Origin of the sequence: Blautia hominis (assembly GCA_002270465.1) — a bacterium.
Classification (GTDB): domain Bacteria; phylum Bacillota; class Clostridia; order Lachnospirales; family Lachnospiraceae; genus Blautia; species Blautia hominis.
Genome location: NQOF01000002.1, coordinates 774,777 through 800,155, shown reverse-complemented (window position 1 = coordinate 800,155; position 25,379 = coordinate 774,777). Strand labels below are relative to the sequence as shown.

The 25,379-nt window shown below is 42.2% G+C and carries 28 protein-coding genes; 4 read left to right on the top strand and 24 right to left on the bottom strand.

The annotated features are described in order from the left end of the window. Window positions 1-12: 12 nt before the first annotated feature. From CI595_RS09650 to CI595_RS09635, 4 genes are all read right to left on the bottom strand, one after another. Window positions 13-837, bottom strand: a complete 825-nt coding sequence (locus CI595_RS09650; protein ID WP_095173026.1) for a P-loop nucleotide/nucleoside kinase family protein — start codon at window positions 835-837, stop codon at window positions 13-15. Between the two features lie 37 nt (window positions 838-874). Further along, window positions 875-1,648 carry a DeoR/GlpR family DNA-binding transcription regulator gene (locus tag CI595_RS09645; RefSeq protein ID WP_095173025.1) on the bottom strand — a complete coding sequence of 258 codons (774 nt, stop codon included), beginning with the start codon at window positions 1,646-1,648 and terminating at the stop codon, window positions 875-877. Window positions 1,649-2,319: 671 nt separating this feature from the next. Further along, window positions 2,320-3,402, bottom strand: coding sequence for a LacI family DNA-binding transcriptional regulator (locus CI595_RS09640; RefSeq protein WP_095173024.1), 1,083 nt, complete (start codon window positions 3,400-3,402; stop codon window positions 2,320-2,322). Window positions 3,403-3,918: 516 nt separating this feature from the next. Then, window positions 3,919-4,260 carry a LysM peptidoglycan-binding domain-containing protein gene (locus tag CI595_RS09635; RefSeq protein ID WP_095173023.1) on the bottom strand — a complete coding sequence of 114 codons (342 nt, stop codon included), beginning with the start codon at window positions 4,258-4,260 and terminating at the stop codon, window positions 3,919-3,921. A 233-nt stretch (window positions 4,261-4,493) separates the two neighbouring features. Between CI595_RS09635 and lexA the strand changes: the two genes are divergently transcribed. Next, window positions 4,494-5,120: a transcriptional repressor LexA gene (gene lexA / locus CI595_RS09630; RefSeq protein WP_095173022.1), complete on the top strand. Its 627-nt coding sequence runs from the start codon at window positions 4,494-4,496 to the stop codon at window positions 5,118-5,120. Window positions 5,121-5,269: 149 nt separating this feature from the next. On the opposite strand, the gene rsfS is transcribed toward lexA, so the two are convergent. The 19 genes from rsfS to CI595_RS09550 all read right to left on the bottom strand — a co-directional run bounded on the left by rsfS (window position 5,270) and on the right by CI595_RS09550 (window position 21,360). Beyond that, a complete protein-coding gene (gene rsfS / locus CI595_RS09625; RefSeq protein WP_018598167.1) occupies window positions 5,270-5,623 on the bottom strand; it encodes a ribosome silencing factor in 354 nt (117 codons plus the stop codon). Beyond that, entirely contained in the window at window positions 5,620-6,222 is a 603-nt protein-coding gene (gene yqeK / locus CI595_RS09620) for a bis(5'-nucleosyl)-tetraphosphatase (symmetrical) YqeK (protein WP_095173021.1), read from the bottom strand. Before yqeK ends, rsfS begins: the two co-directional genes overlap by 4 nt. Continuing rightward, the gene (nadD, locus tag CI595_RS09615) at window positions 6,212-6,850 is read right to left on the bottom strand and encodes a nicotinate-nucleotide adenylyltransferase (RefSeq protein WP_095173020.1); all 639 of its coding nucleotides are present in this window, start codon (window positions 6,848-6,850) and stop codon (window positions 6,212-6,214) included. Before nadD ends, yqeK begins: the two co-directional genes overlap by 11 nt. Before the next feature lie 27 nt (window positions 6,851-6,877). Further along, window positions 6,878-7,168 carry a ribosome assembly RNA-binding protein YhbY gene (gene yhbY / locus CI595_RS09610; protein ID WP_065541642.1) on the bottom strand — a complete coding sequence of 97 codons (291 nt, stop codon included), beginning with the start codon at window positions 7,166-7,168 and terminating at the stop codon, window positions 6,878-6,880. An 8-nt stretch (window positions 7,169-7,176) separates the two neighbouring features. Continuing rightward, window positions 7,177-8,469 (bottom strand): GTPase ObgE, encoded by a 1,293-nt coding sequence (gene obgE / locus CI595_RS09605; protein ID WP_095173019.1) that lies wholly within the window; start codon window positions 8,467-8,469, stop codon window positions 7,177-7,179. 128 nt (window positions 8,470-8,597) lie between these two features. Then, the gene (gene rpmA / locus CI595_RS09600) at window positions 8,598-8,885 is read right to left on the bottom strand and encodes a 50S ribosomal protein L27 (protein WP_018598162.1); all 288 of its coding nucleotides are present in this window, start codon (window positions 8,883-8,885) and stop codon (window positions 8,598-8,600) included. A gap of 4 nt (window positions 8,886-8,889) precedes the next feature. Then, entirely contained in the window at window positions 8,890-9,222 is a 333-nt protein-coding gene (locus tag CI595_RS09595) for a ribosomal-processing cysteine protease Prp (protein ID WP_095173018.1), read from the bottom strand. 2 nt (window positions 9,223-9,224) lie between these two features. After that, on the bottom strand, window positions 9,225-9,530 hold the full coding sequence (gene rplU / locus CI595_RS09590) for a 50S ribosomal protein L21 (protein ID WP_033139570.1): 306 nt from the start codon (window positions 9,528-9,530) through the stop codon (window positions 9,225-9,227). Between the two features lie 133 nt (window positions 9,531-9,663). Beyond that, window positions 9,664-10,671, bottom strand: a complete 1,008-nt coding sequence (locus CI595_RS09585) for a CPBP family intramembrane glutamic endopeptidase (RefSeq protein ID WP_095173017.1) — start codon at window positions 10,669-10,671, stop codon at window positions 9,664-9,666. Next, window positions 10,652-11,143: an NUDIX hydrolase gene (locus CI595_RS09580; protein ID WP_095173016.1), complete on the bottom strand. Its 492-nt coding sequence runs from the start codon at window positions 11,141-11,143 to the stop codon at window positions 10,652-10,654. Before CI595_RS09580 ends, CI595_RS09585 begins: the two co-directional genes overlap by 20 nt. A gap of 8 nt (window positions 11,144-11,151) precedes the next feature. Continuing rightward, the gene (locus tag CI595_RS09575) at window positions 11,152-12,369 is read right to left on the bottom strand and encodes a ribonuclease E/G (protein ID WP_095173261.1); all 1,218 of its coding nucleotides are present in this window, start codon (window positions 12,367-12,369) and stop codon (window positions 11,152-11,154) included. Next, window positions 12,353-13,060: a TIGR03936 family radical SAM-associated protein gene (locus CI595_RS09570; protein ID WP_095173015.1), complete on the bottom strand. Its 708-nt coding sequence runs from the start codon at window positions 13,058-13,060 to the stop codon at window positions 12,353-12,355. The genes CI595_RS09575 and CI595_RS09570 overlap by 17 nt, the downstream gene beginning before the upstream one ends. After that, entirely contained in the window at window positions 13,050-14,909 is a 1,860-nt protein-coding gene (locus CI595_RS09565) for a TIGR03960 family B12-binding radical SAM protein (protein ID WP_095173014.1), read from the bottom strand. The genes CI595_RS09570 and CI595_RS09565 overlap by 11 nt, the downstream gene beginning before the upstream one ends. A gap of 342 nt (window positions 14,910-15,251) precedes the next feature. Further along, window positions 15,252-15,404 carry a hypothetical protein gene (locus tag CI595_RS26030; RefSeq protein WP_156087463.1) on the bottom strand — a complete coding sequence of 51 codons (153 nt, stop codon included), beginning with the start codon at window positions 15,402-15,404 and terminating at the stop codon, window positions 15,252-15,254. Between the two features lie 105 nt (window positions 15,405-15,509). Further along, the gene (locus CI595_RS26905; protein ID WP_330397262.1) at window positions 15,510-15,827 is read right to left on the bottom strand and encodes a hypothetical protein; all 318 of its coding nucleotides are present in this window, start codon (window positions 15,825-15,827) and stop codon (window positions 15,510-15,512) included. Next, complete coding sequence (locus tag CI595_RS26900) at window positions 15,824-16,054, bottom strand: hypothetical protein (RefSeq protein WP_330397261.1); 231 nt, start codon at window positions 16,052-16,054, stop codon at window positions 15,824-15,826. Before CI595_RS26900 ends, CI595_RS26905 begins: the two co-directional genes overlap by 4 nt. Beyond that, a complete protein-coding gene (locus CI595_RS26025) occupies window positions 16,047-16,202 on the bottom strand; it encodes a hypothetical protein (protein ID WP_156087462.1) in 156 nt (51 codons plus the stop codon). The genes CI595_RS26900 and CI595_RS26025 overlap by 8 nt, the downstream gene beginning before the upstream one ends. A gap of 459 nt (window positions 16,203-16,661) precedes the next feature. After that, window positions 16,662-16,772 (bottom strand): hypothetical protein, encoded by a 111-nt coding sequence (locus CI595_RS27120; RefSeq protein ID WP_243135145.1) that lies wholly within the window; start codon window positions 16,770-16,772, stop codon window positions 16,662-16,664. Between the two features lie 760 nt (window positions 16,773-17,532). Next, entirely contained in the window at window positions 17,533-21,360 is a 3,828-nt protein-coding gene (locus CI595_RS09550; protein WP_162291843.1) for an alpha-L-rhamnosidase-related protein, read from the bottom strand. A 378-nt stretch (window positions 21,361-21,738) separates the two neighbouring features. Between CI595_RS09550 and CI595_RS09545 the strand changes: the two genes are divergently transcribed. Together CI595_RS09545 and CI595_RS09540 are read left to right on the top strand one after the other, a co-directional pair. Further along, window positions 21,739-22,980, top strand: a complete 1,242-nt coding sequence (locus tag CI595_RS09545) for a helix-turn-helix domain-containing protein (RefSeq protein ID WP_095173011.1) — start codon at window positions 21,739-21,741, stop codon at window positions 22,978-22,980. Window positions 22,981-23,031: 51 nt separating this feature from the next. Beyond that, window positions 23,032-23,277, top strand: a complete 246-nt coding sequence (locus tag CI595_RS09540) for a polya polymerase (RefSeq protein WP_095173010.1) — start codon at window positions 23,032-23,034, stop codon at window positions 23,275-23,277. On the opposite strand, the gene CI595_RS09535 is transcribed toward CI595_RS09540, so the two are convergent. Next, window positions 23,272-24,612 (bottom strand): MATE family efflux transporter, encoded by a 1,341-nt coding sequence (locus CI595_RS09535; protein ID WP_095173009.1) that lies wholly within the window; start codon window positions 24,610-24,612, stop codon window positions 23,272-23,274. The two genes, CI595_RS09540 and CI595_RS09535, sit on opposite strands and share 6 nt — an antisense overlap. Before the next feature lie 152 nt (window positions 24,613-24,764). Here CI595_RS09535 and CI595_RS09530 point away from each other — a divergent pair, with 152 nt between their 5' ends. Further along, window positions 24,765-25,346, top strand: a complete 582-nt coding sequence (locus CI595_RS09530) for a TetR/AcrR family transcriptional regulator (RefSeq protein ID WP_162291842.1) — start codon at window positions 24,765-24,767, stop codon at window positions 25,344-25,346. The last annotated feature ends 33 nt before the right edge of the window (window positions 25,347-25,379 follow it).

The window sequence follows — 25,379 nt, the reverse complement described above, 5'->3', positions numbered from 1 at the left end:
CCCTCATTGCAGTCATTGCAGTTTTAGGTCGGATATTATATTTCGCAGTTCTTCTGTCACATGCCGCAAATCCACTTTTGAAAAGTCTGTTGTGTCAATCTCCATAACTGGTCCCGGAAGCTGAAACTCTACCATCCCTCGCTCTGTAATTCCCCGGATAAACTCTTCCTGAGTGAGAACTGGCTGTATGTTTATTTCCGGGTTTGTTTTTGGGTTTATTTCTGGGTTTCCTTCTGGTTTTGTTTTTGGGTTTGTTACTGGGTTGGCTTTTGTTTTTGTTTCTGGGTTGGCTTCTGGTTTTGTTTTTTGGTTTATTTCCGGGTTTGCTTTGAAGTTTGTTTCTGGGCTGGCTTCTGGTTTTGTTTTTAGGTTTGTTACTGGGTTGGCTTTTGCTTTTAGGTTTGTTTCTAGTTTTATTTCCGGCTTTTGATAATAATCATTAACAATATGGCCTTTGTGTCTGTCTGGTGAATTATTTCTTTCTATCATCCTATTGAATAGAACGTTATAGTCCCCGGTAAGACGAACCGTTACAGCCTGATAACCATATTTTTCAAGCAATGACTGAATTCCCGGTCTTGAGACGTTTTCAAAATTATTTTCCAGCAGGAACGGCTGTCCTGCCCTCATCATCTGGCCAGCAAAATAATACATAGCCTCCATTGCTCCTGTTCCAAGCGCAACTTTTTCTGTTCTGGAGCGAAAACCAATAGTATCAAATAAAATTTCTTTGATCTTGTCCTTTGAAACCACCGGAATATGCAGGGATGCTGACAAATACTCTGCCAGGACAGTCTTACCGGACGCGGGTATCCCGCTCACTAATATACAATACATTTTTCCTCCTAGCGCAGCAGACATTCGGACGAATCCTTTATACAACCGCAATGTCAACCTTTACTTTTAATCTTTCTGCCTGCATGACAAAGTCTTCAGACACCTGGTCATCGGTAATCAGAAGATCATATGCGGTGATTGAGCAAACTGAGTGAATTGAATTTTTCCCCAATTTTTCGGAAGGATACACGCCTATGTTCATAGAGCTGTTTTTCATGATCAGCCTTCCAAATTCCACTCCGGCACTGTTATGTATAGATGCTCCATTTTCAATTGACAAGGCTGTATGTGACAAAAAAGCTTTATCCAGACTTATATTTTTCATCATCTGCATTGTATAGAAATCATGGCAGTGCCCTCGGTGGGACATCTCCCCGCCAAGTAGTATGACAGACACATTCAAATGTTTCCGCAGTTCGTCTGCCACTGTCACGGAGTTGGTGACTACCGTGAAGGAAAAATCTGCTGGCAGATATTTTGCCATATAATAACCAACCACAGAGGTAGTCAGATATACTACGTCATTTTCCACAATGTATTCTACCGCTTTTTTTGCCGCTGCAAGGCAGAGTTCATTCATATCAGAAATCTCTTTGGGATTATACAGTTCCTCCGGATATTTCCCTTTTGGGCCAGTGCTGATCGCACCTCCATGTGTTCTTTTTATTAATCCTCTGCTTTCCAGAGAACGCAGGTCTCTTCTGACACAATCGGAGGATACATGAAATCGCTCCTGTATTTCATTAACTGAGATGTGACCGGATTTGTTTACCATCTCGACAATCATCTTTTGACGTTCTTCCATGAACATGGCTTCTGTCTCCTTTCCAGGCCCTGCCAGCGAGTAAAAAACAAACAATGTCTTTATTTCTATGTTGGACCGATACTGTTTGTTGCATCGCGCTTTTATAAATGTGGGAATAATTTAAATTGATTTTCAATTCTTATTTCTTATTTGTGCCCGCCTCTCACTTATTTCTTCTTATTTTATCTTATATTGTTCTTGCTTTGCGCTTATTTATTCTTATTTTTGCTGTTTCCCATCAATCAGTGGTGTTATATAGTATATAATACACTTTTTTACAATTATTTTCAAGAATAAATAAGAATCTATAAATCTATTAATATTTATATTACTACTGCTCTGTTCATGAAGGGGTCGGAACCCCACCACATCTGTTACCTTTTTTCATCCGCACCTATAACGTCTATAAAAAAATAGATTGCTGCCATTTTTAACAAGTAAAACTAAAAAAGCAAAAGACATCTCTCAAACCGAATACATCTTTTTCTCATGCACAATTGCAGAATATGATGTATTCAATCTTCCAAATGCCTTTTGCCTATTTTTGATACAAGCTATTTTATGTATTTTTTGATCTCGCATTTTAGATTTTGAATCTGAATGCTGACATTGGTGGTCCCCTAAGTTCGACTTGTAACCATCCAAGTATTTCAATCGCTCCTACTTTTTCAGACCATCTATTTTAATTTCGGATAAGAACTGCTGCCTCTTACTACAAGTCGTGGTTCATATTCAATATGATGAACCATATTTTCTCCACTGCTGTTATTTTTAGCCTTCTGTTCTCCCATCTCCTGTATAAGGATCTCACAGGCGTCCTCGCCTTTTTTTGAAACATAATGTTCCACGGTTGTGAGGTCAATTCCTCTGAGACCTGAAAAAAGAAGATTATCACATCCAATTACTGAAATATCTTCCGGTATCCTGTATTTCTCCTTCAACAATGCATCCCTGATACCCAGGGCAACCATATCGTTCGTTCCTGCGATCGCGGTAATCTGGGGCACCTGCTGGATCAGTTCCAATGTCAGTTCATATCCTGTCCTGTATTCCATGTCAATTTCCTGAAACATAATGTCCATTTCTTTCGGAAGGCTTCTTACATATACCCCATCGGAACAGCCAGCTTCCGCAAAAGTCTCGCAAAAGCCTTTGATTCTTGCTCTGCGGGCTGACTGCCGTTCTGTCAAGGGGGTTGAAATGAATCCAACTTTACGGTGCCCCAGTCCCAGTAAATACTCTGCAAGCATACGCCCCATTTTTTCACTGTTCAATTCCACGGTATCAATCCCTGACACCACATCCTTCTCACCGATCAGAACCACAGGGATTTTCTTCGACACATTCTGCAGGGATTCCGGAAAAGTAGGTGCAAAAGTATAGATAACCCCAGAAGGATTCAGTTTTTCTATCTTTTTTAAATACTTCTCTTCTGTCTGATAATCCCTTCTGGTATTGCATAGAAAAACATCAAATTTATTTTTCTGCGCTGTCTTTTCTATCCCTTGTATCAGCGAAAAATAATAGGGATTTGTAAAATTAGGACAGACAACAAATATGGTACCACGCATGCGTATTCTGGAGGCACGCGGTTTCTTCTCATTGGTATATCCTAACTCCTTTGCTGCCTGTTCAACTTTTTTGATGGTCTCTCTGGAAAAGGAGACATTGTACTTCTGATTCAGAACCATTGATACTGTGGCCTGGGATACCCCTGCCCTCTTGGCCACATCTGTTGATGTCACTTTCTTTCGATTCATAAATTTCCCTCTGCACGTATCCGCCCGTCTCTATTGTGATTTATCATCTGTGCTATATTGCCGTATAGTAACCGGATGCCACTGCTCACATACTGTAAAATCCCATCCCTTTGAACAGCATCCTTCCTATACTTGATTTTTATCTTATCACAAAAAAGCGGACATGACCATATGCATACAAACAATGTTTCATATGTCACTGTTCACAGTTTGATCAAATTTCACAGTTTGATCAAATTACATTTTTTTCAGCAACACGCTTCGCAATGCACCGGTACGCCCATTATGGCCGTTCTGTCTTGCCGGGCAAGGAATACTACTAACTGCATTCCGGAGCCAGCCAACCTAGAATTTGGGGATTTTGCGTACATCGTGCAGCACCTGGGAAATACACCTGTTTAGCGCTGAGGTGCGTAAGGCTGGTCTTGAAGCGTATCGTATGGCATCCCTATGGAAAACAGCACCCAAAACCGCTGTCTGCAGACAGAAGCTTTATATTCCACGCACAGCTCCCCCTCACTTTTGTTCGGAAGAATAATAAGGAACACAAAGATAAGCACCCTCATAGATAATATCACTTTCCAAATGATTCATCTGTATTACTTCCTCTATATATTCCTGCTCAGAATTGTATTCTTCCGTCATATAATCACCAGCTATCTCCCACAGACTGGTACCTTTCTCTATCTGGATACTGGCATAATATTTGGTCCGGCTGCTGTCAGCAGTTCCCGCATTGGCTGTAGCGGCTGCCCGGATGGAAAAAATCAATGTTATCACCAAAGCTAAAAAACCGATCCCCAAAAGTTTTGCTCTGTTTGTTCTCCGTCTTCTTGCTCTTTTTCTGCTTTCCCTCATAGCTTTTCTCCTTCGTACATGCAAATATATGTTCGCGAACATGCGTTCTATTTTCTATAACCAATCATAATACAAGAACACACGTTTGTCAATAGTAATCGAACAAATATTCCGAATATCTGTTTGCATTTCATATCAAAATATGTTATTATATTTTTAAGTAATTGCATGGGCAGCAAACCATATCGCTCCAAAAACACACCCCAATCAGATCAGAACCGGAGGTATTACATATGTCATATGGAAAAATCAGCAAAAAACAATCCGAAATTTTAGAATATATGAAGAACGAAATCCTTAACCGCGGTTTTCCGCCGTCTGTACGTGAAATCTGTGAGGCAGTCAATTTAAAGTCCACCTCTTCTGTACACTCCCATCTGGAAACGCTGGAGAAAAACGGATATATAAGAAGAGACCCCACCAAGCCGCGGGCAATTGAAATTGTAGATGATAACTTCAATCTCGTCAGAAGAGAGACCATAAATGTACCGATTATCGGCAAGGTCGCAGCCGGAGAACCGCTGCTTGCCGTACAGAACGTAGAAGGCTATTTCCCAATCCCGTCTGAATATATGCCCAACAAACAGACATTTATGCTGGTCGTACAGGGGGACAGTATGGTCAATGCAGGTATATTCAGCGGAGACTATGTAGTCGTCGAGAAACAGGAGAATGCCGAGAACGGCGATAAGATTGTTGCTTTGGTTGATGACTCAGCAACGATCAAAACATTTTATAAAGAAAAAGATCATATCCGTCTCCAGCCGGAGAACGACTATATGGATCCTATTGTGATATATCCGGAGCAGCAGTTCCAGGTACTGGGAAAGGTAATTGGGGTTTTCCGATTCATGAAGTAATGTTAAACCGCAAAATTCCCGTCATCAGAAACAAGGTACATACAACACAGTATAATATAAAAGCCGCCGTGCAGAAGTCTCCTTCTACACGGCAGCTCTTATAATTAACCATGATAATAGATAACCGGCAAGGCGTGGTTTCTATTTATCTATTTATCCAGTTCTTCTTTTTCAATCAGGGAACCATCTCTCCAGATTCTTTCCAAATCGTAGAAAAGGCGGTTTTCTTCATCAAAGATATGGATAACCACATCCCTGTAATCCATCAGAATCCAGTTTGCATTTTGATAGCCTTCAATCTGTTTTGGCTCAATCTGTGCTTTTCCAAGAATTTCTTCCACATTATCTGCCATAGCCTGTACCTGATTCCGGTTGCTTCCGCTGGCAATAATAAAATAATCTGCCAGAGTAGATACCTTTTCAATATTGATAATCTTTACTTCCAGCGCTTTTTTGTCTTCCAGTGCCTCACATGCCATCCGCGCAATTTCTTTGCTGTTCATATATTCGCCTCCTTCTGTATTTTACTGTTATGAATTTTCTCGTAATAAATAAATGCTTCTTTTGTAGCAGGATCCAGAGTCTTTGGATTGCTGCCAAGATAGTCCAGTGTATCCTTTAACACCTCATACATACACTCATCCAGATCCTCGAAAGCTAGTCTGCGTACTTTAAGCAGATTTGGTGCCTTATCTCTGCCAGGCTCTATATAGTCTGCCAGATATATGATTTGTTCAAGCTGTGACATCTCAGGCTTGCCTGTAGTGTGCCAGCGGACAGCAGACAGAATCTCTTTATCCTCTACATCATATTTTTTCCTGGCTATATAAACTCCAAGTTTTGCATGCAGAAGAAATGGTGCTTGTTTTTCTATCTCCGAAACTGGAATATTCTTTTTTTCACACAGCTTCAGCTTCTTATCGTTAGGTATACATTTTGCACAGTCATGAAGCAGCCCTGCTGTCTGGGCCTTTTCCAAATCACCGCCGTGGGCCATAGCCAAAGCCGCCGCTGTATACATAACCCCAAGAGTGTGTATATAACGCTCTTCATCGAAATGTTTCTTCAGCTTTTTTGAAAAGGCTTTCAAATCATAATTCATCTGTATCACATTCCTCGTAAATATGGTTCTCCCTGATATATGCGATCACATTGTCAGGCACATAATACTTTATTGTCCTCTGTCCCGCGATCCAGGAGCGGAGCATGGCTGACGATATATCAATATTCAGGGAATTCAGTTTGCGGAAAGTTCCGCTGTATTTCTCCTCCAGGAAACGGATCGCTTCATCCAGACGTTCCTGGCTGGTATGATTTCGCGTTGCCGCCACCACGGTACACGCCCTGCATATTCTTCCAGGCTCCCTCCATTTGTCAAAGTCAAAAAGAGAATCCGCGCCCAGTATAAAAAAATAATCTGTATCCGGGTGCTCTGCCTTCAAACGCTCCAGAGTTCTGTACGTGTATGTGAATCCATCTTCATTCATCTCCTCCAAAGAGAGGGAGAAGTGCGGATTTGAAGCAATTGCTCTTCTCACCATTTCGCTGCGCTGTTCATCCGTTGCCCTGTGAAGGCGCCTTCTCTTATGGGGAGGATTTCCTGCAGGCATAAAAAGTACCTGGTCTAAGTCAAACTGCTCATAGGCTGTCTCGCCCAAAATCAGATGTCCAATATGGATGGGATCAAATGTCCCTCCCATGATGCCCACTCGTTTTCTTTTCTCGCACATGACTGTTCCTCTTATCAGGATATCCTATTATGGAAGAAATATTTTCTTCTTTTCTTTTTTTCCTTCTTTATATAAAACTATTTTCTTGCCAATCACCTGTACCACCTGGGATTTTGTCCTCTCAGCCAGCACCTCTGCAATTTGCTTCGGATCGTCCATACAGTTCTGAAGTACATTTATCTTAATCAGTTCTCTGGCTTCCAGCGCTTCCGCTACAGACGCCGTATTCTCCGGTGTCAGGCTGGATTTTCCAATCTGCAGGATGGGATCCATGGTCATAGCAAGACTTTTTAAATAAGCCCTCTGTTTACTTGTCATGTTATCTCCTATTTGTAATAATCAAAATCAAAGCCATACATCCGTACAGTGTCGCCCTCTTCAATTCCGGCTGCTTCCAGGTCTTCCAGAATACCACTATCCTTTAAGAATCTCTGGAAGAAAGAAAATCCCTTTTCTGAATCCAGATTGGTATAACCCAGCATCTTCTCAATCTTTGGCCCTTCAATATAAAACAAGTGCTCGTCCTCTTCATCCTGTTTTACGGTGTATGGAAGATTTTCAGCGATCAGCATATCTTCCGGGAAAAATTCCTGTTCAAAAATAACCGGTTCCTTATCAATCTTATCCAGAAGGCTCTTCACGTGATAAAGAAGCTCCTTCAGGCCTTTTCCTGTTGCCGCAGAAATGGAGAACACTTTGATTCCCTGAGACTCAAACTCCTGTCTGATGCGCTCAACCGGGTCTTCATCCTCACTGTAGATCATGTCCGTCTTGTTGGCTGCGATCACCTGGGGACGTTCCATGAGTTTAGGATCATAGGCTTCCAGTTCCTTGTTAATTTTATAAATATCATCAATGGGGTCTCTTCCCTCTGTGGATGCCGCATCCACCAGATGGATCAACACACGGGTTCTCTCAATATGGCGCAGAAACTGATGACCAAGTCCCACACCCTCTGAGGCCCCTTCGATCAAACCTGGAATATCTGCGATGACAAATCCGTCACAGCCCTCCAAATCCACCACTCCCAGATGAGGATTAATCGTTGTAAAGTGATAATTGGCAATCTGCGGTCTGGCATTGCTCACTCTTGTAAGCAGCGTTGATTTTCCCACATTGGGAAATCCAATCAGTCCCACATCCGCTATCACTTTCAGCTCCAGCATAACAGCCAGCTCCTGCGCCGGCTGTCCCGGCTGGGCATATTTGGGCACCTGCATGGTAGCTGTGGCATAGTTCATATTCCCTTTGCCGCCTCTTCCGCCTTTTAATACGATTTGTCTTTTGTTTTCTCCTGACATGTCAGCAATGACTTTGCCGGAATCTGCGTCCTTGATCACGGTTCCTTCCGGAACTTTCAGGATAATGTCCTTGCCGTCGGCGCCATGACATCTTTTCTTGCCGCCTTCCTGTCCGTTCTCTGCCGCATATTTGCGTTTATGCCGATAATCGGTCAGGGCATTCAGACCTTTATCCACTTCAAAGATAACATCTCCGCCTCTGCCGCCGTCTCCACCATCAGGACCGCCATTGGCAACATACAGTTCTCTTCGGAAACTCACATGGCCGTCTCCGCCTTTTCCGGAACGGATTGTGATTTTTGCTCTGTCTGCAAACATAAAAACCTCTGACTTTCTAAATCTGCCTTGGCAGATATATTGCTAAAAAAAGCGGCTTCAAACCAGAACGATTTGAAGCCTCCCTTAATTCACTACAACAGAAAATCCGCCAAGCGTAAATTCTATTGTTACTCTGCTGTTACCGGTACTACAGAAACCTGTTTTTTGTCTCTGCCTTTTCTTTCAAAACGAACAACACCATCTACTAATGCAAATAAAGTGTCGTCGCCACCGCGTCCTACATTCACACCCGGATGAATTTTTGTTCCGCGCTGTCTGTAAAGGATGTTTCCGGCTTTTACAAACTGTCCGTCTGCTCTTTTTGCACCCAGTCTTTTGGATTCGGAATCTCTACCGTTCTTGGTAGAACCTACACCTTTTTTATGAGCGAAAAATTGAAGGTCCATTCTTAACATGTCCTTACACCTCCTCGAATATGACATCAATATATTGTCTGTTTTCTTCTTCGTCTTCCATTCTCTGCAATCCGAGAATGAGGGAATTCAGCAACAACGCTGCTTCTTTGGAAGGTTTTGCCTCCAGCCTAAATACGATGCCGCCATTTTCTCTGTCCACATCCACTTTAAAAGCATCCTCTGTAAACTGTTCAATGGAATTCACCGCATTGATGACAAGAGCGGAAATTGCCGCACAGATGATATCCTCACCCTGCCTGGCATATCCGGCATGTCCACTGGTGTCAAAGCCTGTCACAACACCGTCACTGTCCTGATAAAACGTAATGTACGTCATAATTAAGCGTTGATTTTTTCAATCTTAACTTTGGTGTACTGCTGTCTGTGACCGTTTTTCTTGTGGTATCCGGTTTTCGGTTTATATTTGTAAACGATAACCTTTTTAGCTTTACCGTTTTCAACTACAGACGCGGTTACAGTAGCGCTTGCTACGTCTTCACCAACTTTTAACCCATCATTGTTTACGGCAAGGACCTGGTCAAATGTAACAGTTTCTCCAGCTTCTGCTCCAAGTTTTTCTACTCTGATAACATCGCCTTCGGCTACTTTGTACTGTTTACCACCTGTTGCAATAATTGCGTACATATGGCACCTCCTATTATCATTACTCGCCAAAATATGGTGGCTGACTCTTTCACAGCGCTTCTAACCTCTTTGTGCGGCATACTCGCTTATAATAGCACAAGAATACCTGTTCGTCAAGATGAACTTGAAAATTTTACAAGAAATTTGTTAGAAAAACAGAGAAATTTTCTATGGGACTCTGTCTTATCATCTGCCACAGGGAATCGTCAAAGAAAACCCCGTACAAAAACAATATTCCGCCTATCATAGCCGGTACTACAGAACATACCGTCAGAAATACGATCCAAAAAGTCTGATGTTCTTTCGGAAAATAAGGCACCTTTCTGCCTTTTTCCCTTCGTATCAGATAACCGGCAGTATAAAGAGCAAATGGCGCCGCGCAGCCTACAGCCACATAGATACCCAGGGCAGCCACCGGAATTCCCGCTTCCATCAAGTATTCTGCACTGGCTGCAGTATCGCTATTGGTCTGTCCAAAAGAGAGAAGTGTGGGCAGGAAATTATTTGCAAAATGGAACAGTGCCGGGTAGACCATATTTTCTGTTCTGAGCATCAGCCAGGATAAAGCACCGCCCAAAAGCGCAGTCGGAACAAAACGCCATACACTCCCGTGAAAAAGCCCAAAAAGGATTCCCATGATCAGCACGATCACCCACTCCCGTTTCAGACTTTTGAGACTGTGAAGAATCACCCCTCTGTGCATGGCTTCCTCACAGACGGCAGGCATGACAGCCGTAATAAAGATTGAAACCAGCAGCGGTACGCTTGCAATTATATCATTTAAGGCGCTGCTTGTGCCAAACATCTGCTCCGGAAACAGCCATGCGATCACCATGGTTGCCGGAAGGACCAAAGCATAGGCCCCGGCCCAAAGCAGAAGTGTCCCAAATATTTTACTCCATGACGGTTTTTTAACCGGAAAGACTTCCGCAAAATCCCCGCCGGCAAGAACTGTGATCCCCACAGACAGTAAGAGCAGATATAGCTCTGTCATGGCCAGTCCGTACATTCCGAATCTCATCTGCATCCAGGCAATAATTGTATAGTAGGAAACCATAACCAGAACAAAAAGAAGAATCCCATGTACCGGCTTCAGTTTTTTCTTATGAGGGTTCATAAAATCATTGTATCCGTTTTCCATCTAACACCGCCTCGCGTAATGTATCTCCCTGGTACATTAATTTCAGGGAAAAGAAAGGATGTTCCTCCTCTAAAAGCTTGAAGAATATCTTGTCCCCCTCCCAAAGGTTCAGATTCAGCACTTCTTTTTTCTGCACCCATTCCAGAATGCCTTCATTGCAGGCACAAAGAGTGCCTTCATATCCATCTGCTGTGTACAGACACATATATTCCGTGTCCGGTTCCCCTGTAAGGGGTTTGAAAATAAATGTGACAATACCTCTGAATTTGTATGAGGTGAGTGTCAGTCCGGTCTCCTCTTTCACTTCCCGCAAAAGACAGTCCTCCGGACTTTCGTCCTCCTCAAAATGTCCGCCTACACCTATCCATTTGTCCTTATTTACATCAGACTCCTTTTTAATGCGGTGCAGCATCAGATAGCTGTCTCCTTTTTCAATATAACACAGCGTTGTAAGCATGGATTTTACTTTCATAACTATGATTACCTTACACTTTCCTGATATTCTTCCCGAAGCTCTTCTGCCAGGGATTTCCTTATTTTTTTGCGGGTGACTTCCACAATATTTAGTTTTGTAATATCCACCACATTCCCCTTTACCGGATCCTGATTCAGGTATCTCTGTAAAGTGTACAGCAGTTCCTCTTTATCTTTCTGCTCTTTCAAATTGATAAAATCTATTAAGATCATACCGGACAGATTACGGAGACGCAGTTGTCTCGCGATCTCCTTTGCAGCCTCCAGATTGATCTTCCGAAATGTCTCCTGATAATCTTTTTTTCCGGTATATTTTCCGGTGTTCACATCAATGGACACAAACGCCTCTGTCTGCTGGATGACCAGAAATGCGCCGGACTTCAGCCAAACCTTTTCGGATAAAGCTTCTTTAAGAACCGTTTCCAGAGAATATAAGCGGGACAACGGCAAAAGTTTATCCTCATAAAGACGCAGCCTATTGTCCGTCATTCCATAATACTCCAGATAATGGGAGATCTGCGCGTAAAGCTCTTTGTTGTCAGTGACAATCTCCTCTAAATCCTGTTCATAAACATTTTGCAGAACCTGCAGATATTCCGGCAGATTTTCATGAATGAGAGAAAAGCAGGTTCTGGTTGCAGCCTTTTCCTTTACCTGCCGGAGGCATTCTAAAAGACGTTCCAATTCAGACTGTAAATCTTCTTCGGATGCATTTCTGCTGTTGGTGCGTACAATAACCCCGGCATCATCCGGCAAAATAGGCTGCAGAATCTCTTTGAGCCTTCTTTTCTCCTCTGCACTTAATTTGCCTGAAAAACCCAGCTTTGCCCAAACAGCCGTCACGACCAGATATCTTCCGGAAAAATTCAGATCACAGGTCACACAGGGAAGTTTTCCCCTGATCGGCTCCCTGCACACCTGTACCAAAAGTTCATCGCCCGGTTTCAGCTTTCCGCTTTTCTTTTTATTCATGTAAAGCGGAACTGCTTTCTCATCCATGGAATAATAACACATGATGCCATCTGCAATCTCTATAAAAGCAGCACGGATGTTTTCTGTGATATTTTTCACTTTACCCACATAAATATTACCCAGAATACTCTTATGTTCAAACCGGCATAAATTAAGCTGGCAGATTCGTCCATCCTTTACCAGGGCTGCTGTCAACCGTTTCCTGCCGGAAATATCCATAGGGGTTAGGATCAGTTTACTCAATTTCCTCACCCAGATCTTCCAGCGGCACAAGATTCCGCTCCTCTTCCGTGCCGGTATCGGCGTATAATTCACTTCTATGCACCATAAAATCCCATTGATCGTAAGGTACGCCTAAAAAACCACAGAAAGCTTCCATCACAAGCTCCGGTTTTGTGTTGTTGGAGCTTCCTGCCGCCAAAGTCAGACAAATGCTCCCCTCTTTTTCTTCCATATCATATATAAACGGACGAATATCTACTTCCTTTTCACTTTTCTTTGTTTTTTTCACAATAGAAATGCATGGCTGGTCCATAAACCCGGTAATTCTTTGCTTCCAGTCCTCTGACGGTTCCTTTCCCTCCCGGAAAGTAATTACATAATCTGCAGCAGCCACAAGAGACATTGCCTTTCCGGCTTTTCCTTCCTCTACCTGGCGGACGCTTAAAATGCGCATACCCTCCACCATGGCTTCGTTCAGCTTATTTACCATTTCTTTTGATGAATACACACTTTTCAGCTCCAGATCAAAGTATTCACCTGTACTGGTTATCCCTACGCCCAGGGGGGAAGCGAATGACATGATCATATGAGGACTGTATCCCTCAGAAAAAGCAGCATCCAGCCCTGCGCGTTTTACCGCTTTCTGAAAATACCGCATAATATCCAGGTGGCCGATGAATTTCATAGCCCCTTCTTTTGCAAATTTTACTCTAACCTTCAATGCAGACACCTCCTTTATAAGAAGCTGCCCCGCAGCCGGAACATTTCACACGGCAGTTAGGTGTTACAACTCCCTCTTTTGCTCTCTCCCATTCCTTGCGCAGGAATTTCTTTGATACACCCGCATGGATAAAATCCCAGGGGAACAGTTCATCGGACGGACGCTCCCTGAGCGTATAGAATTCCGGGTCGATCCCCAGCTCTTCAAAAGCTTTCATCCAAATATCATAGCGGAAATATTCAGACCATGCATCAAAAATCGCGCCATTTTTATAAGCCTTTTCCAACACATCACAGATACGCCTGTCTCCTCTTGCCAAAATACCTTCCAGCACAGTGACGTCTGCCTCATGATAATTGTATTTAATACTCTTTTGATTTAACTGTGCACGAATTTCATCTTTTACTACTTTTGCTTTCGCCAGATACTCTTCTTTACGGCACATGGGAGCCCACTGGAAAGGTGTAAACGGTTTCGGTACGAAAAAGGATGTGCTGGCTACTATCTGACATCGGCCGCGGCGCTGTTCTTTCGGAATTTCATAGTATTTCTTTGCAACCTCCTCAGCCAGATGGGCAATGCCTTTCATGTCTTCCTCTGTCTCTGTTGGAAGTCCAAGCATAAAATACAATTTCACTCTGGTCCAGCCCCCTGCAAACGCTTCTGCCGCACCATTCAAGATGACCTCCTCCGTAAGCCCTTTATTGATGACATCACGCATACGCTGTGTTCCCGCCTCCGGTGCAAAAGTAAGACTGCTCTTCTTGATGTCCTGCACTTTGCTCATAACGTCCAGGGAAAATGCATCAATACGCAGGGAGGGAAGTGAAATATTTACATTTCTCGCGGAACACTCCTCGATTAGGTAATCTATCAATTCCGGCAGTTTGGAATAATCACTGGAGCTTAAGGAACTTAAGGAAATTTCCTCATGTCCGGTATTTTCCAGCATGGACCTGGCGGTTTTTTTCAAAAACTCCGCATCACGCTCCCTGGTAGGCCGGTAGATCATTCCTGCCTGACAGAAACGACAGCCACGGATACATCCCCGCTGGATTTCCAGAGTGACACGATCCTGTGTGGCCTTAATAAATGGTACAATAGGCTTTTCCGGGTAGCAGACATCGGAAAGGTTCATCACAACCTGTTTTTCTATTTCCTGTTTTGCATGAGCGTTATTCGGTGCAAAGGATGCAAGTGTTCCATCTTCATGATAGGATGCATCGTAAAAGGCAGGAACGTAAATTCCCGGAATTTCTGCGGCGCGTTCTAAAAACTCTTTTTTACTTTTTCCTGCTTTTTTGTATTCCTTATAGGCATCCAGGAATTCATCAAAAACAGTTTCTCCTTCACCGATATAGAAGACATCAAAAAATTCCGCCAGCGGTTCCGGATTATAGGTACAGGGTCCTCCGCCAATGACAATAGGATATTCCTCTCCCCTGTCTTTGGCGCGAAGAGGCATCTGGCTTAAATCCAGGATCTGCAGTATGTTTGTGTAACACATTTCATACTGGATGGTTATGCCTAAAAAATCAAAATCTTTGATCGGGTCCTGGGACTCCAGCGCAAATAACGGAATCTGCTCTTTACGCATAACCGCATCCAAATCAGGCCAAGGAGAATAGACACGCTCACACCATACATCCTCTCTTTTATTGAACATATCATATAAAATCTGAATTCCAAGATGGGACATTCCGATTTCATAGACGTCCGGGAAACACATACAGAAGCGCACGTCCACCTTTTCTGCGTCCTTATTTACCGAATTGACCTCGTTCCCGATGTACCGGGCGGGCTTCTCGATTTTTAGTAATATTTCATCACTCAAAGCTAATTTTCTCATGTTATTCCTCTCGTTTTTGGATATATTCCACAAACCTAATCGCTTTTTCTTCCCGCAATACTGCGCCCGTTTTCGGAAAAAATATATCCTTATTTGCACTGCATAATTATACATCTTATGCATAAACCACTCAAAACAGTGGTTCGTTCACTATTAGTGCTTTTTTCCAAATAACAGGCATTATACATAATTATACGGAATTATGCATAACTATATGTCACTGAAAGGCAGTGTGATTGGTTTAATCTTACCCATTATATACATTTTACGGGAGAACTTCAAGTGGTCCTCGTCAGTTTCATCAAAAGCAAGATTAAACCTGTACTTATTCTGCTTCTCCACTTAACCGCCTCCCTTAAAGTGCCCCTTTCCACGGTAACGCAGTACCTCTTCTTTTTCTCCCGGCATCATATCCATAGTCTGGATACCGCTGTTGAAGCTCAGGTTTTCTGTCTTAATTGCCTTGTTTCCTGTGTCAACTGTTAATACTAACATGGTAACTCCCTTCCGGCGTATACGCCTTATGAAGTGTTTATTGCGCATGTTATGCGCATTAGTCATTATCAATATAGTTTTTTTGCTTTTTCCAAGTCAACAGTATCACTCATAATTTTTTCTGAAATATTCAGATAATTTTTTACTGTCTTCCTCGTAACCCCAGAGTATCCCGGAAACGGCCTGAAAAGCCCGTTCCCGCCAACGAAAATACGTGGCCCTATGTACCCTCGGGAAATGTGGCTCCAGTTTATCCAGGATCTCTTCTACATTTTCTGGCTTGTAAGCTGACATATAGCCGCAATACAAGACCCAATAGTACTTCTCGCCCTCAGGATGATACTTCCACATCAGCTCTACAGCTTCATCAATCAGCTTAAGGAACTTATTTGATTTATTGATTGCTTCTACGCGCTCTTTCATATCCTCCATATCCTGGTTGATATCCATACCTGCCTGGTACAGCGTATCCAGGAAAGCATCCACATCCGTTCCATACTCCAGCCCCAGAACTGGTACTTCACCTGATTGATTTTAATCTGCATCCTCCAGTTCACCGCACGATATATCCTGAATAATGCAGCAACATCATGGTATGCCTCATTTTCCTTAATCCTGTAGTCCTCTGTGACAATCCCAGATTTACCCATTCTCTTCACCCCCTTTATCACATTTTTCTTTCTTTTTCTCTCTGTTATAAAATTCTTCTATTTTGGCATCGCTCAGGCTTCCTACCCTGATACAGCAATACAATACCAATGAGGAAATAACAGCCAGAGCACCTATAATTATAATCATCCTACATTCCTCCTCCTGTTTTTTATCATCCTATCCACTCTTTACCTGAAGCCTGCTCTATCATGTTGATTGCTCAGCTTCTGCAATCTGCAAGGGAGTACTTATTCTATTGTCAAGGTACTGGGTTTCACAAAATTTACAGAAATGAAGGCTTTCATTTCTGTAAATATAAAGAGAAAATTTTATGAAGACATGAAAATAGGGCTATTGAACCATACGGTTCAATAGCCCTCATGAAAGAAATGTACATAGATTTGCTTCATATTCGCCTTTTAAGCAGATATCGTAACCTTCCATACCAATTTTTTGTTCTAACTAAATACGTACTATAATTATTTGCCTAAAATTTAATAACTTTTTCCCACGACAAAAAGACCATCTTAGAAGTGATCAAAGTCAATAATCATTACTATTTATTGTTACGCTGCTGCTTTTATCTTCATTTTATCACGTGGATGCTTATCGCGTAATTTTTCTCAACAATTCCAGTACTTCTCTGTTTCCAATTTGAATATATCTTTCTTTATTGCCTTTACCCTTTATACAGATCAAGCCAGACTGAAGGTCTATGCATTCATATTTTATATTGGAAATTTCATATACCCTGGCTCCGGTAGCAAAAACATCTCTACTACTGCAATGTCACGTAACCAGACCTGCATTTTCCAAATCTGTTTCTGCCAAATCAGTGATTTGTATTCTATAATGCTTCATCCCTATACTTTTTCTCCAGTCTGTCACATACAGAATTAAAATCTTTTGTTTTTCTTTCTTTTATCTACTCTAATCCTGCAAGTACAAGATTACGAACTTCTATTTTCTGTTCTTCTAATGCTTTCTGATAATTTTTTTCATCACAGCAGCCATAAAATGAGTCCTTTCTAAAATATAGTATACCAAAAAGGGCATCCCGTAACACATGCCCCTAAAGGGGCGGGTTTTCAGCTAAAGCTGAAGATTAAAGTATACGTATTGATAGGCAAAATATTTTCATGATTATTTCTAAATTTATGATACCTTATTTTCACCTTCCCTGCAATGTTTCTTTGATAAATCCTCAGCTAATCAAAAATCTTATCCATTCTTATTTCCCATAATAGCCTCGACCGGCAAGTACCATGCTCCCTTCCAGATTCACATGTTTCAATAAAGGAATGGCAAAATTGCTATCATTTCGCTATCCTTCACTTAGCATGAGATATACAGGATTCCCATAGGCATCTACGATGGCATGGATCTTTGTACTGGCACCGCCACGTGCCAGCCATACCATTATATTGAGCATGTTACGGTTTTCCTTCGGTGGAAACACACTTTAGAGCGTGAACATTTACTTTAGACTGCTGTTATCAAACCGAAAAGATAAAAATTCTATCTCTCCGCTTCCCTCATAAGTGAAATACAAAGCCCCGGTCCCTTGAGCTTCTATAGCAGCAGACCTTTCTTTCCACTCTTTTGCAGGCAATATCGGGATTTCTGCTAAAATCTCTGTGCCATCAGATACATTGAACTTACCTGTTCCCTTCCCCCTTACTTTTACAGTAAGTATCATGGGTCCCTCAAACCTAAAATATTTAAACCCGATGGATGTCCCATCCTGTATGCCAGTGATATAACGCTCGTCCCTAACGTGGGTCACATTCGGAATTCCCTCTGAAATTTTATCAAATTGGATATGGGGCATCCTTCCATTCGTAATATTGCAGGCAATTGCCGCAGGATATTCTCCGGCTGCAAGAAGCGGACCGTAATTCAGCCCGCAGGATGTTATTTCCACCTGCATAATCTTACCATCAGGCAGGATATGTATCGGCTCTGCACATGCCTGCCTGCTATAATCCGTAGCGTGTGTTCCCCGGTGATAAAAAACATACCATTGCCCATTGATGCATTCAATACTGCCATGATTTGTCCCGGTAGTATTCAGACGCGCTTCCGGCTTTCTCCCCTGATATCCGATATCACCGTTTGAAATAATTGTACCGCCATAAACAAAATCTCTGTCAGGGAATGTACTGGTTGCATAACAAAGTTCATGATTCCACTGGGAGGAATAGATAAAGTAATAGACTCCCCTTATCTTTCGTATGGAACTGCCTTCATAAAAAGCATGCCCCTCGAAGCTGGTTCCTTTCGCTGCAAACTGTCCCGGAACTATGCGGACCGGCTCAGAGGCAATCGTCACCATATCCTCCGCTAATTCCACAGCATTTGCCCCCATAACTCCTTCTGGCTCGTTTACAATTTCTTCCCTGCTTTTTTTAAACAGCATCATCTGAGCCTGTATCATCTTTTCCTCAAAATCTATTCCATTCTCCCTGCTTTCGGCAATCTGTGCCTCAAGCATTTCTTCCGGAACCGCCAGGGACCATCCAAAATAAAGGCGGATAACCCCATCATCATTTATCACGGCCGGGTCGCCCGGCACAAAGCGTTTGAATATGCTTCCATCCGCGTTTCGGACATGCCCATAATATTCATATTTTCCCATAGGTGTGTCACATACGGCAACACTGATACAGTCTTCTCCCCCGACAAGGCAGTAATATAGATAGTAACGCCCGTCATTCCCCTGCACGGCATCAGGTGCATAAATATACTTTCTTTCTTCGGAATAATAAGGGTCCTGCTCCGCCTTATAGATCATTCCTTCGTATTTCCAGTCGGTCAGGTCAGTTACCGGTGCCGAGTATCCGGCATAATCCAGCATACAATAAGCATCCCCGCCTTCTTTGTCATGGGAGCCGAACAAATACACCCTGTCTCCAAAAACATGTGGCTCCCCATCAGGTATATACTCATTTAACGGTAGGAACGGATTATAAATCTGCTTTTTTTTCATACTTACTACCTCCACACCCTGGGGTACTTTATACCGTACATCCAGGTTTCCATCTTCCTTTTTCTCCCACTCAACGTAGACCATTCCCTTCGGTGTAGCCACCTGTCCTCTCGCATAATCCAGATAGCCGCTGACCGGACGGACTGCAATCTTTTGAAATCCAGGTTCTGCCGGCTGGACACCCAGAATAGCGGCCGGCAGCTCGTACAGGGCCACTGCCCCCCAGGCATGGCAGTCACTTCTTGGTTCTGTCTCGCTCTCTACACAAGTTGTCATATTCCTGCGTATCATTTCCCGCCAGGTTTCCCATACCTGGTTCGTTGCTTCATACCAGCCTGTCTTCTGGAGTGCCCTGAAGAGATAGAAACTCATAGCGACTGAACATTGCGCCGCTTCCGGCTGGTGTAAGGTAAGTTGCAGCAATCTTTTACCCTCTGTTTCATTGACAGTATCCGTTAACACCGCAAATATCTGGCAATGCACACTATATTCCCTGCTTCCGGGTCCATCCATAAGCAGGCCTTCCCTGCCAATGCAGTTTTTCCTGACAGACTGCCGGACTGCTTCTGCCCTCCGAAGGCATATCTTCGCATCCTCGAATCTCCCTATATATTCCAGCAGACTTGCCGCATGCATCAGACCATACAGATACAGCAGACTGTCCATTGTCAGATACCCCTTGCCGATTGCCGGAGGAACTCCTGTATCCCAATCCTCAGCCCAGTCAATAAATGCCCAGTATCTGGAGCGCATCAGCGGACCGCCAATTGCTTTTATTAAGCCATTCTCTGCAAGATTCCTCCCAAAACAGTTCAATATCCCCTCAACCGCAGGCATATGAAGTCTGACCAAATCCTGATCACCAAAATACATCATATGATCATATACCATGAGTATGTAGTAAATTGAAAAACCGGGAATCACTGAATTCGTACAAGAGGGTGCACAGCTATTCAGCAGCCCGTCCGGACGTTGGGATTTACGCAGGTCATCCATGCACTGCCTTGCCAGCCTATCGTCCGCAGCCGTCATATACGTGTACAGAATCTGTGAACGTGAGTCCATGATATACTGAAGCTGCTCAAAAAACGGACAGTCCATGTAAGTTTCATGCATGCATCTCTGAAGAGTCCTTGCACTGATATCCCATATATCTCGCAGCGAACAATCCGATGTCTCTATTTTTGTTTTAATTTCGAGTGGATATCCGGTCTCTGTGTAATCCAACGCTTCAATCAGAAGCGGTTCATTCCCTGTCTCGACTGTCACTCCCAGAAACCGGAAGGTCCTAAACCAGAAAGGTTCGTAGACCTCTGGGTTTTCGGGACTGCCGGACCCTGCACACAGATAAACATCCTCATAGCCAAATAAAGTACCATTTTTAAAATCTGTGCGGTCTCTTTTTAAAGGAATATCCGGATTGGAGGAAGAGCCCTCTGAGAAGCAGCCATAACATTCTGCACATTTCAGCGTAATTTTTGCTCCAGCCCCCTTCAATAAATGTAGCTTTAAGAATCCTGTCATTTCTTCTCCTGCATCGATTTCTACAGACAGTTTTTGCCCGGCCGGAATCTCAACACAGCCTTCTCCCGCTAGCATTCTATTCCATTCCTCCTGCACATCCCGGTCATTCCTTGCATCCGGTTCTTTGTGTCTTATACAAAGAACATTTTTAAATCTTCCCGGAGTATGCCTCTGATAAGGAATTTTCCTTTCTTCCATTGCAAAAGGTCCTTCTGTATATCCCTGTATAAATTCTGTAATACCATATGGTTTCGCATCTTCCCATGCTTCGTCACTGTAGCTTTCCTGCATCCAGCCGTACAGCAGCGGATTTCCGGCCGCCTCCTCCAGAATATGCAGCGGAGCCGGCATAATTTCCTTCGATACGATTTGAATGTTTCTGTCATGAAAGCATTTCCAACCCGATTCACCGGATACTTCTATGCGTTCCCCTCCCGCCAGTTCCATTCCACCTTCTATGAACAAACAGGGATAAGGGGTTCGGTGCAGACTTGCATTCCGCTTATTTGACGCCTCCGGATAACGAAGAACAATTACCGCAAGCACATTTTTGCCACGTTTCATATATGCACCGATATCAGCATAGTCAAAATACCATGTATTACGCCCTCCTTTAGCAGGTCCTTCCTGCACAAAACAGTTGTTCACATAAAGCTTATACCGGGAATCCGCAGATATTTTTATGTTACATCCATGTATCGCACTGTTTACCTCAATTACTTTCCTGAAGCAGACAAACTGTGCCTCCTCATTATCCGCAAATCTCCAGTCAGGAGTCCATATCCAATTCATAAATACTACCCATTCCTTTCTTATATCCAACATGATCAAACCATGCCAGTTCTTTATCAAGCTTATAGAGCCGCATCGTAAGGAAAGCAAGGGATCAGACCTCTTTGCCCTCCATTTACAGAATATTTTTATACCCACAGGGTATGGGTTACGGGTTGTCCTTTGGTATAATTTCCTTTTTCATATTGGTATTATAATTCTTTTCTTTATCTTACTGTTATCAATAAAAGAGCTTTTCTATAATAAAAGAAACTTTCTATTGTGATATTGCTAATTTTTTATTGATTTTGCCATTTTTTTATACTAAAATAAATTCATATTCCATTATCTTAGTATTAGAGTTTGTCGAGAACTCTAAAAACCCAGGGAGGTTTTTATATGAACAGAATAGATGAACGGCTTATGTTATTTCAGGAGTTAATGTCTTGCATCAATAATCTTTATATTTGGAAATATGATGCACAAATGAATCTCCTATCCAGCAATTGTCCGGACGAAAGTACTCTCCATATGGTGTTTTCGCTGGAGAATCTTTCCGGCCATATCCTGCAACATGCCTCAGAGAACCAAATGCCCTTTGTATTCTCCAATAGCATTGACATGAGCTGGATTATTCTTTTTGAAAAAGAAAATAAGGAATTATTATACGTATACCTATTGGGTCCTGCCTTTACAGACGCCAGCGCCATCGCAAGAAAGGAACAGGCACTTAGTAAAATTCCCCTGACTGCTCTGGTAAAACACAACTTTATGAACCTAATTGAGACCCTGCCTGTGATTGGAATCAGCCAATATCTGCAGTACGCTACAATGATGCATTACTGTATAACCAGAGAAAAAATAAGTTTCAGCGATTTCTTTTATTACGAAGCATCTAAAAAAAACACTGATAACAACAGGCTTTCAAATATACACGCTGATGATATAAGCGACAGACATTCAAGTTACCTTTTTGAACAGAGATTTTTGAAAATGGTGGAAGAAGGGAATCTTAATTATATAACAGAGGGATCTAAATCGACTTATACTGGAACAGTCGGGAAAATGAGTATTAAGGATTCACTCCGTCAGACTAAAAATATGATTATTGCTTCTATCGTTCTGTGTACACGGGCCGCAATCAAAGGGGGACTTGCCCCAGAAATTGCCTATATGCTCAGCGATAAATATATTCTGGATATTGAAGCCTGCCAAAGCACAGCAGAGGTAGTCCCCATTAATCAAATGATGCAGCGCGACTTTATTCAGCGCGTTTATAAAATTAGGACGGAATCTGCCGTGTCTGTCTTTGCCAAAATGTGCTGTGATTATATTGATTTACATATCGAGGATGACATTTCGCTCAGCGACCTCGCAGAACGGACTGGCTATACGGAGCATTACCTCGGGAAAAGATTCAAGAAGGAAATGAATATTAGCTTAAAACAATATATTAATAAAGAACGCATAGAATATGCAAAGCTGTTATTATCAAATACTACACAGAGTATTACGGACATCAGCGAACATCTCCATTTCTGTTCAGCAAGTTACTTTACAAAACTTTTTCATGATATCACTGCCTTAACTCCCGCAGAATACCGTGATCGAACAAAATACATTCCAAAACAGAATAAATGATTTGTCAAAGAAAAAATGTTAATAAAAGAAAATATACGAAGGGTGATTACTATGATGAAATTAAAACAGCATATTGATATTCTCGATTTTTTAAAAGCAGTCCAGGCTTGCCAGGGAGAGATATTCCTTAAAACTGAAGAAGGGGATGTTTTGAATTTAAGCTCCATGCTGTCGCAATATATTTTTATTTCCAACGTCAGAAATGAAAATCTCATGCTTACAGGCGTTATTGAATCCAGTTGTAAGGAGGATTATGATAGGCTGAGTGAATTCCTGTGCCAGACATATGATTCATAGTCTGGCATTTTGTCTGTACTTCCTGCAGGTTAGTATAAGGGAAAGTATAACCGCAAGCCCATCGCAAAGTACATTCACCCAGTATATCCCGCTCAGTCCAAATATCCCATGCAGAAGATAAACAGCAGGGATGAAACAGATAAACTGACGGAAGGCAGAAAGAATGGCCGCCCACTTTGCTCTTCTTGCACTTTGAAGGAAATTAATACCTACATAATAAATTCCAACAACAGGCATCATAAGAAGCTGTATTTTCATAATATGGGAGCTTTGTTGGACCAGTGCTTCGTCTTCCAAAAACAGAGCCGCCAAGGCACTGCTCTTTATGTAACAGCATACCGTCAGCAATGTTCCTATGATTACCGTGAGAATGGAAAGCTTTATCAGCACATCCTTAGTTCTTTTTCTGTTTCCAGCCGCGTAATTATAAGCAATAATAGGCGAGGAACCCATACATATCCCCATGACAATCATAGCAACTATCATCCCCGCTTTCCCGCCGACACCTACGGCAGCTATCGTCGCCGCCCCGTATGCCATTAGTAAATGATTGGTTATGGTATTCACAATCCCGCTAAACAGATTGCTTATGGCATTAGGAATCCCTAATGAAATAACCGTGAAGATCTCTTTCCCGTTTCCTTTCAGATATACTGGATTCACGCAGAGATATGTATGTTTTTTATTCAGATAAACCAAATAATATATACTTGCAGCCATATTCCCAATCACTGTCGCAATCGCGGCGCCCATAACCCCCATATTCAGGACTAAAATAAAAATTGGGTCAAGCACTATGTTTATCAGTGTACCAATACTGTTTCCAATCATAGATTCCTTCGCAGCACCTTCCGCGCGGATAATATTAGAAAATGAATTCGAAAACACAATAAATATCATTCCCAAAGCCAGAACGCACATATAAGATTTTGTATAGTCCCATGTTGACTGGTCAGCTCCAATCACAGAGAGTATGGGGTCAGCAAAAATCAGAATTGCCCCACCTGTTATCAGACTTGCAGCAATGACAATCACCGTACAGGCACTGCAGATTACTTTTACATTTTCTATATCCTTTTTCCCGATTGCCCCGGCAGCTGCGGCACATCCCCCTCCGCCTACCAGCGTCCCGACTGCCATCATAATCATATAAACCGGGGAGGCAAGTGAAATAGCCGCTAATTGGAGCGGGTCTCCTGTTTTTCCAACAAAATAAGTGTCTGCCATATTATATACGAGCATGACAATCATGGTAATCACTGCCGGTATACTCATTTTAGCAATTGAATTCCATACAGAACCTTTCTCAAATAACTCCTCTGATTTAGACAGCATAATCTATCTCCTTTACAATTTCTCTTTATATTTTAATTTTAATATGGTATCTTAATGGTTACAACCATCAATATTCCATACAATTGTCGGGATAATAGCAACCGGGTCCATCCGAATGGTGTGCTCAGCAATGGATGATAGAAAGGAATCTTATGAATACATCAAACAATCAAAAATATAAAGATACTGAATGTAAGATAGAAACAGCACTGCTAAAATTATGTACCTCTTATTCACCAAATAAAATCACAGTTATTCAAATATGCAGCCAAGCAAACATCAACCGTTCAACTTTTTATGCACACTATCTGGATATCCCGGATCTTATACAAAAAACGGGGAAACGCCATATAAATAACATGATGGCTTTCTTTCAGCACGAAGAGGATATTATCGGCTTTTTTGTGAATCATGAAAAACTTCTTCACTTACTGACATATCTAAAAGAAAATAAAGAATTCTTTCATATTTATGTTAATTATAGTTCTTACGAACAACTGCATAAATCTTTTTCAAAGCTTTGGGAACATGGTGCCCGGGAATATATGAAAGAAATAGGGCTTACGGATGAAGATGATATGAAATATTACTTTTCCTTTTTTGAGGCAGGATTTTTTAGCTTAATTGGGAAATGGCTTTCTCTTGGTTGTGCAGATACGCCCGAACATATAGGGAAGATACTGCTAAATAGTATTCCATCTCACATACGATTCCCTGCTGACCAAGTTGTATAGAATGGCAAAGAAATGACACCAGGCCTATACTGG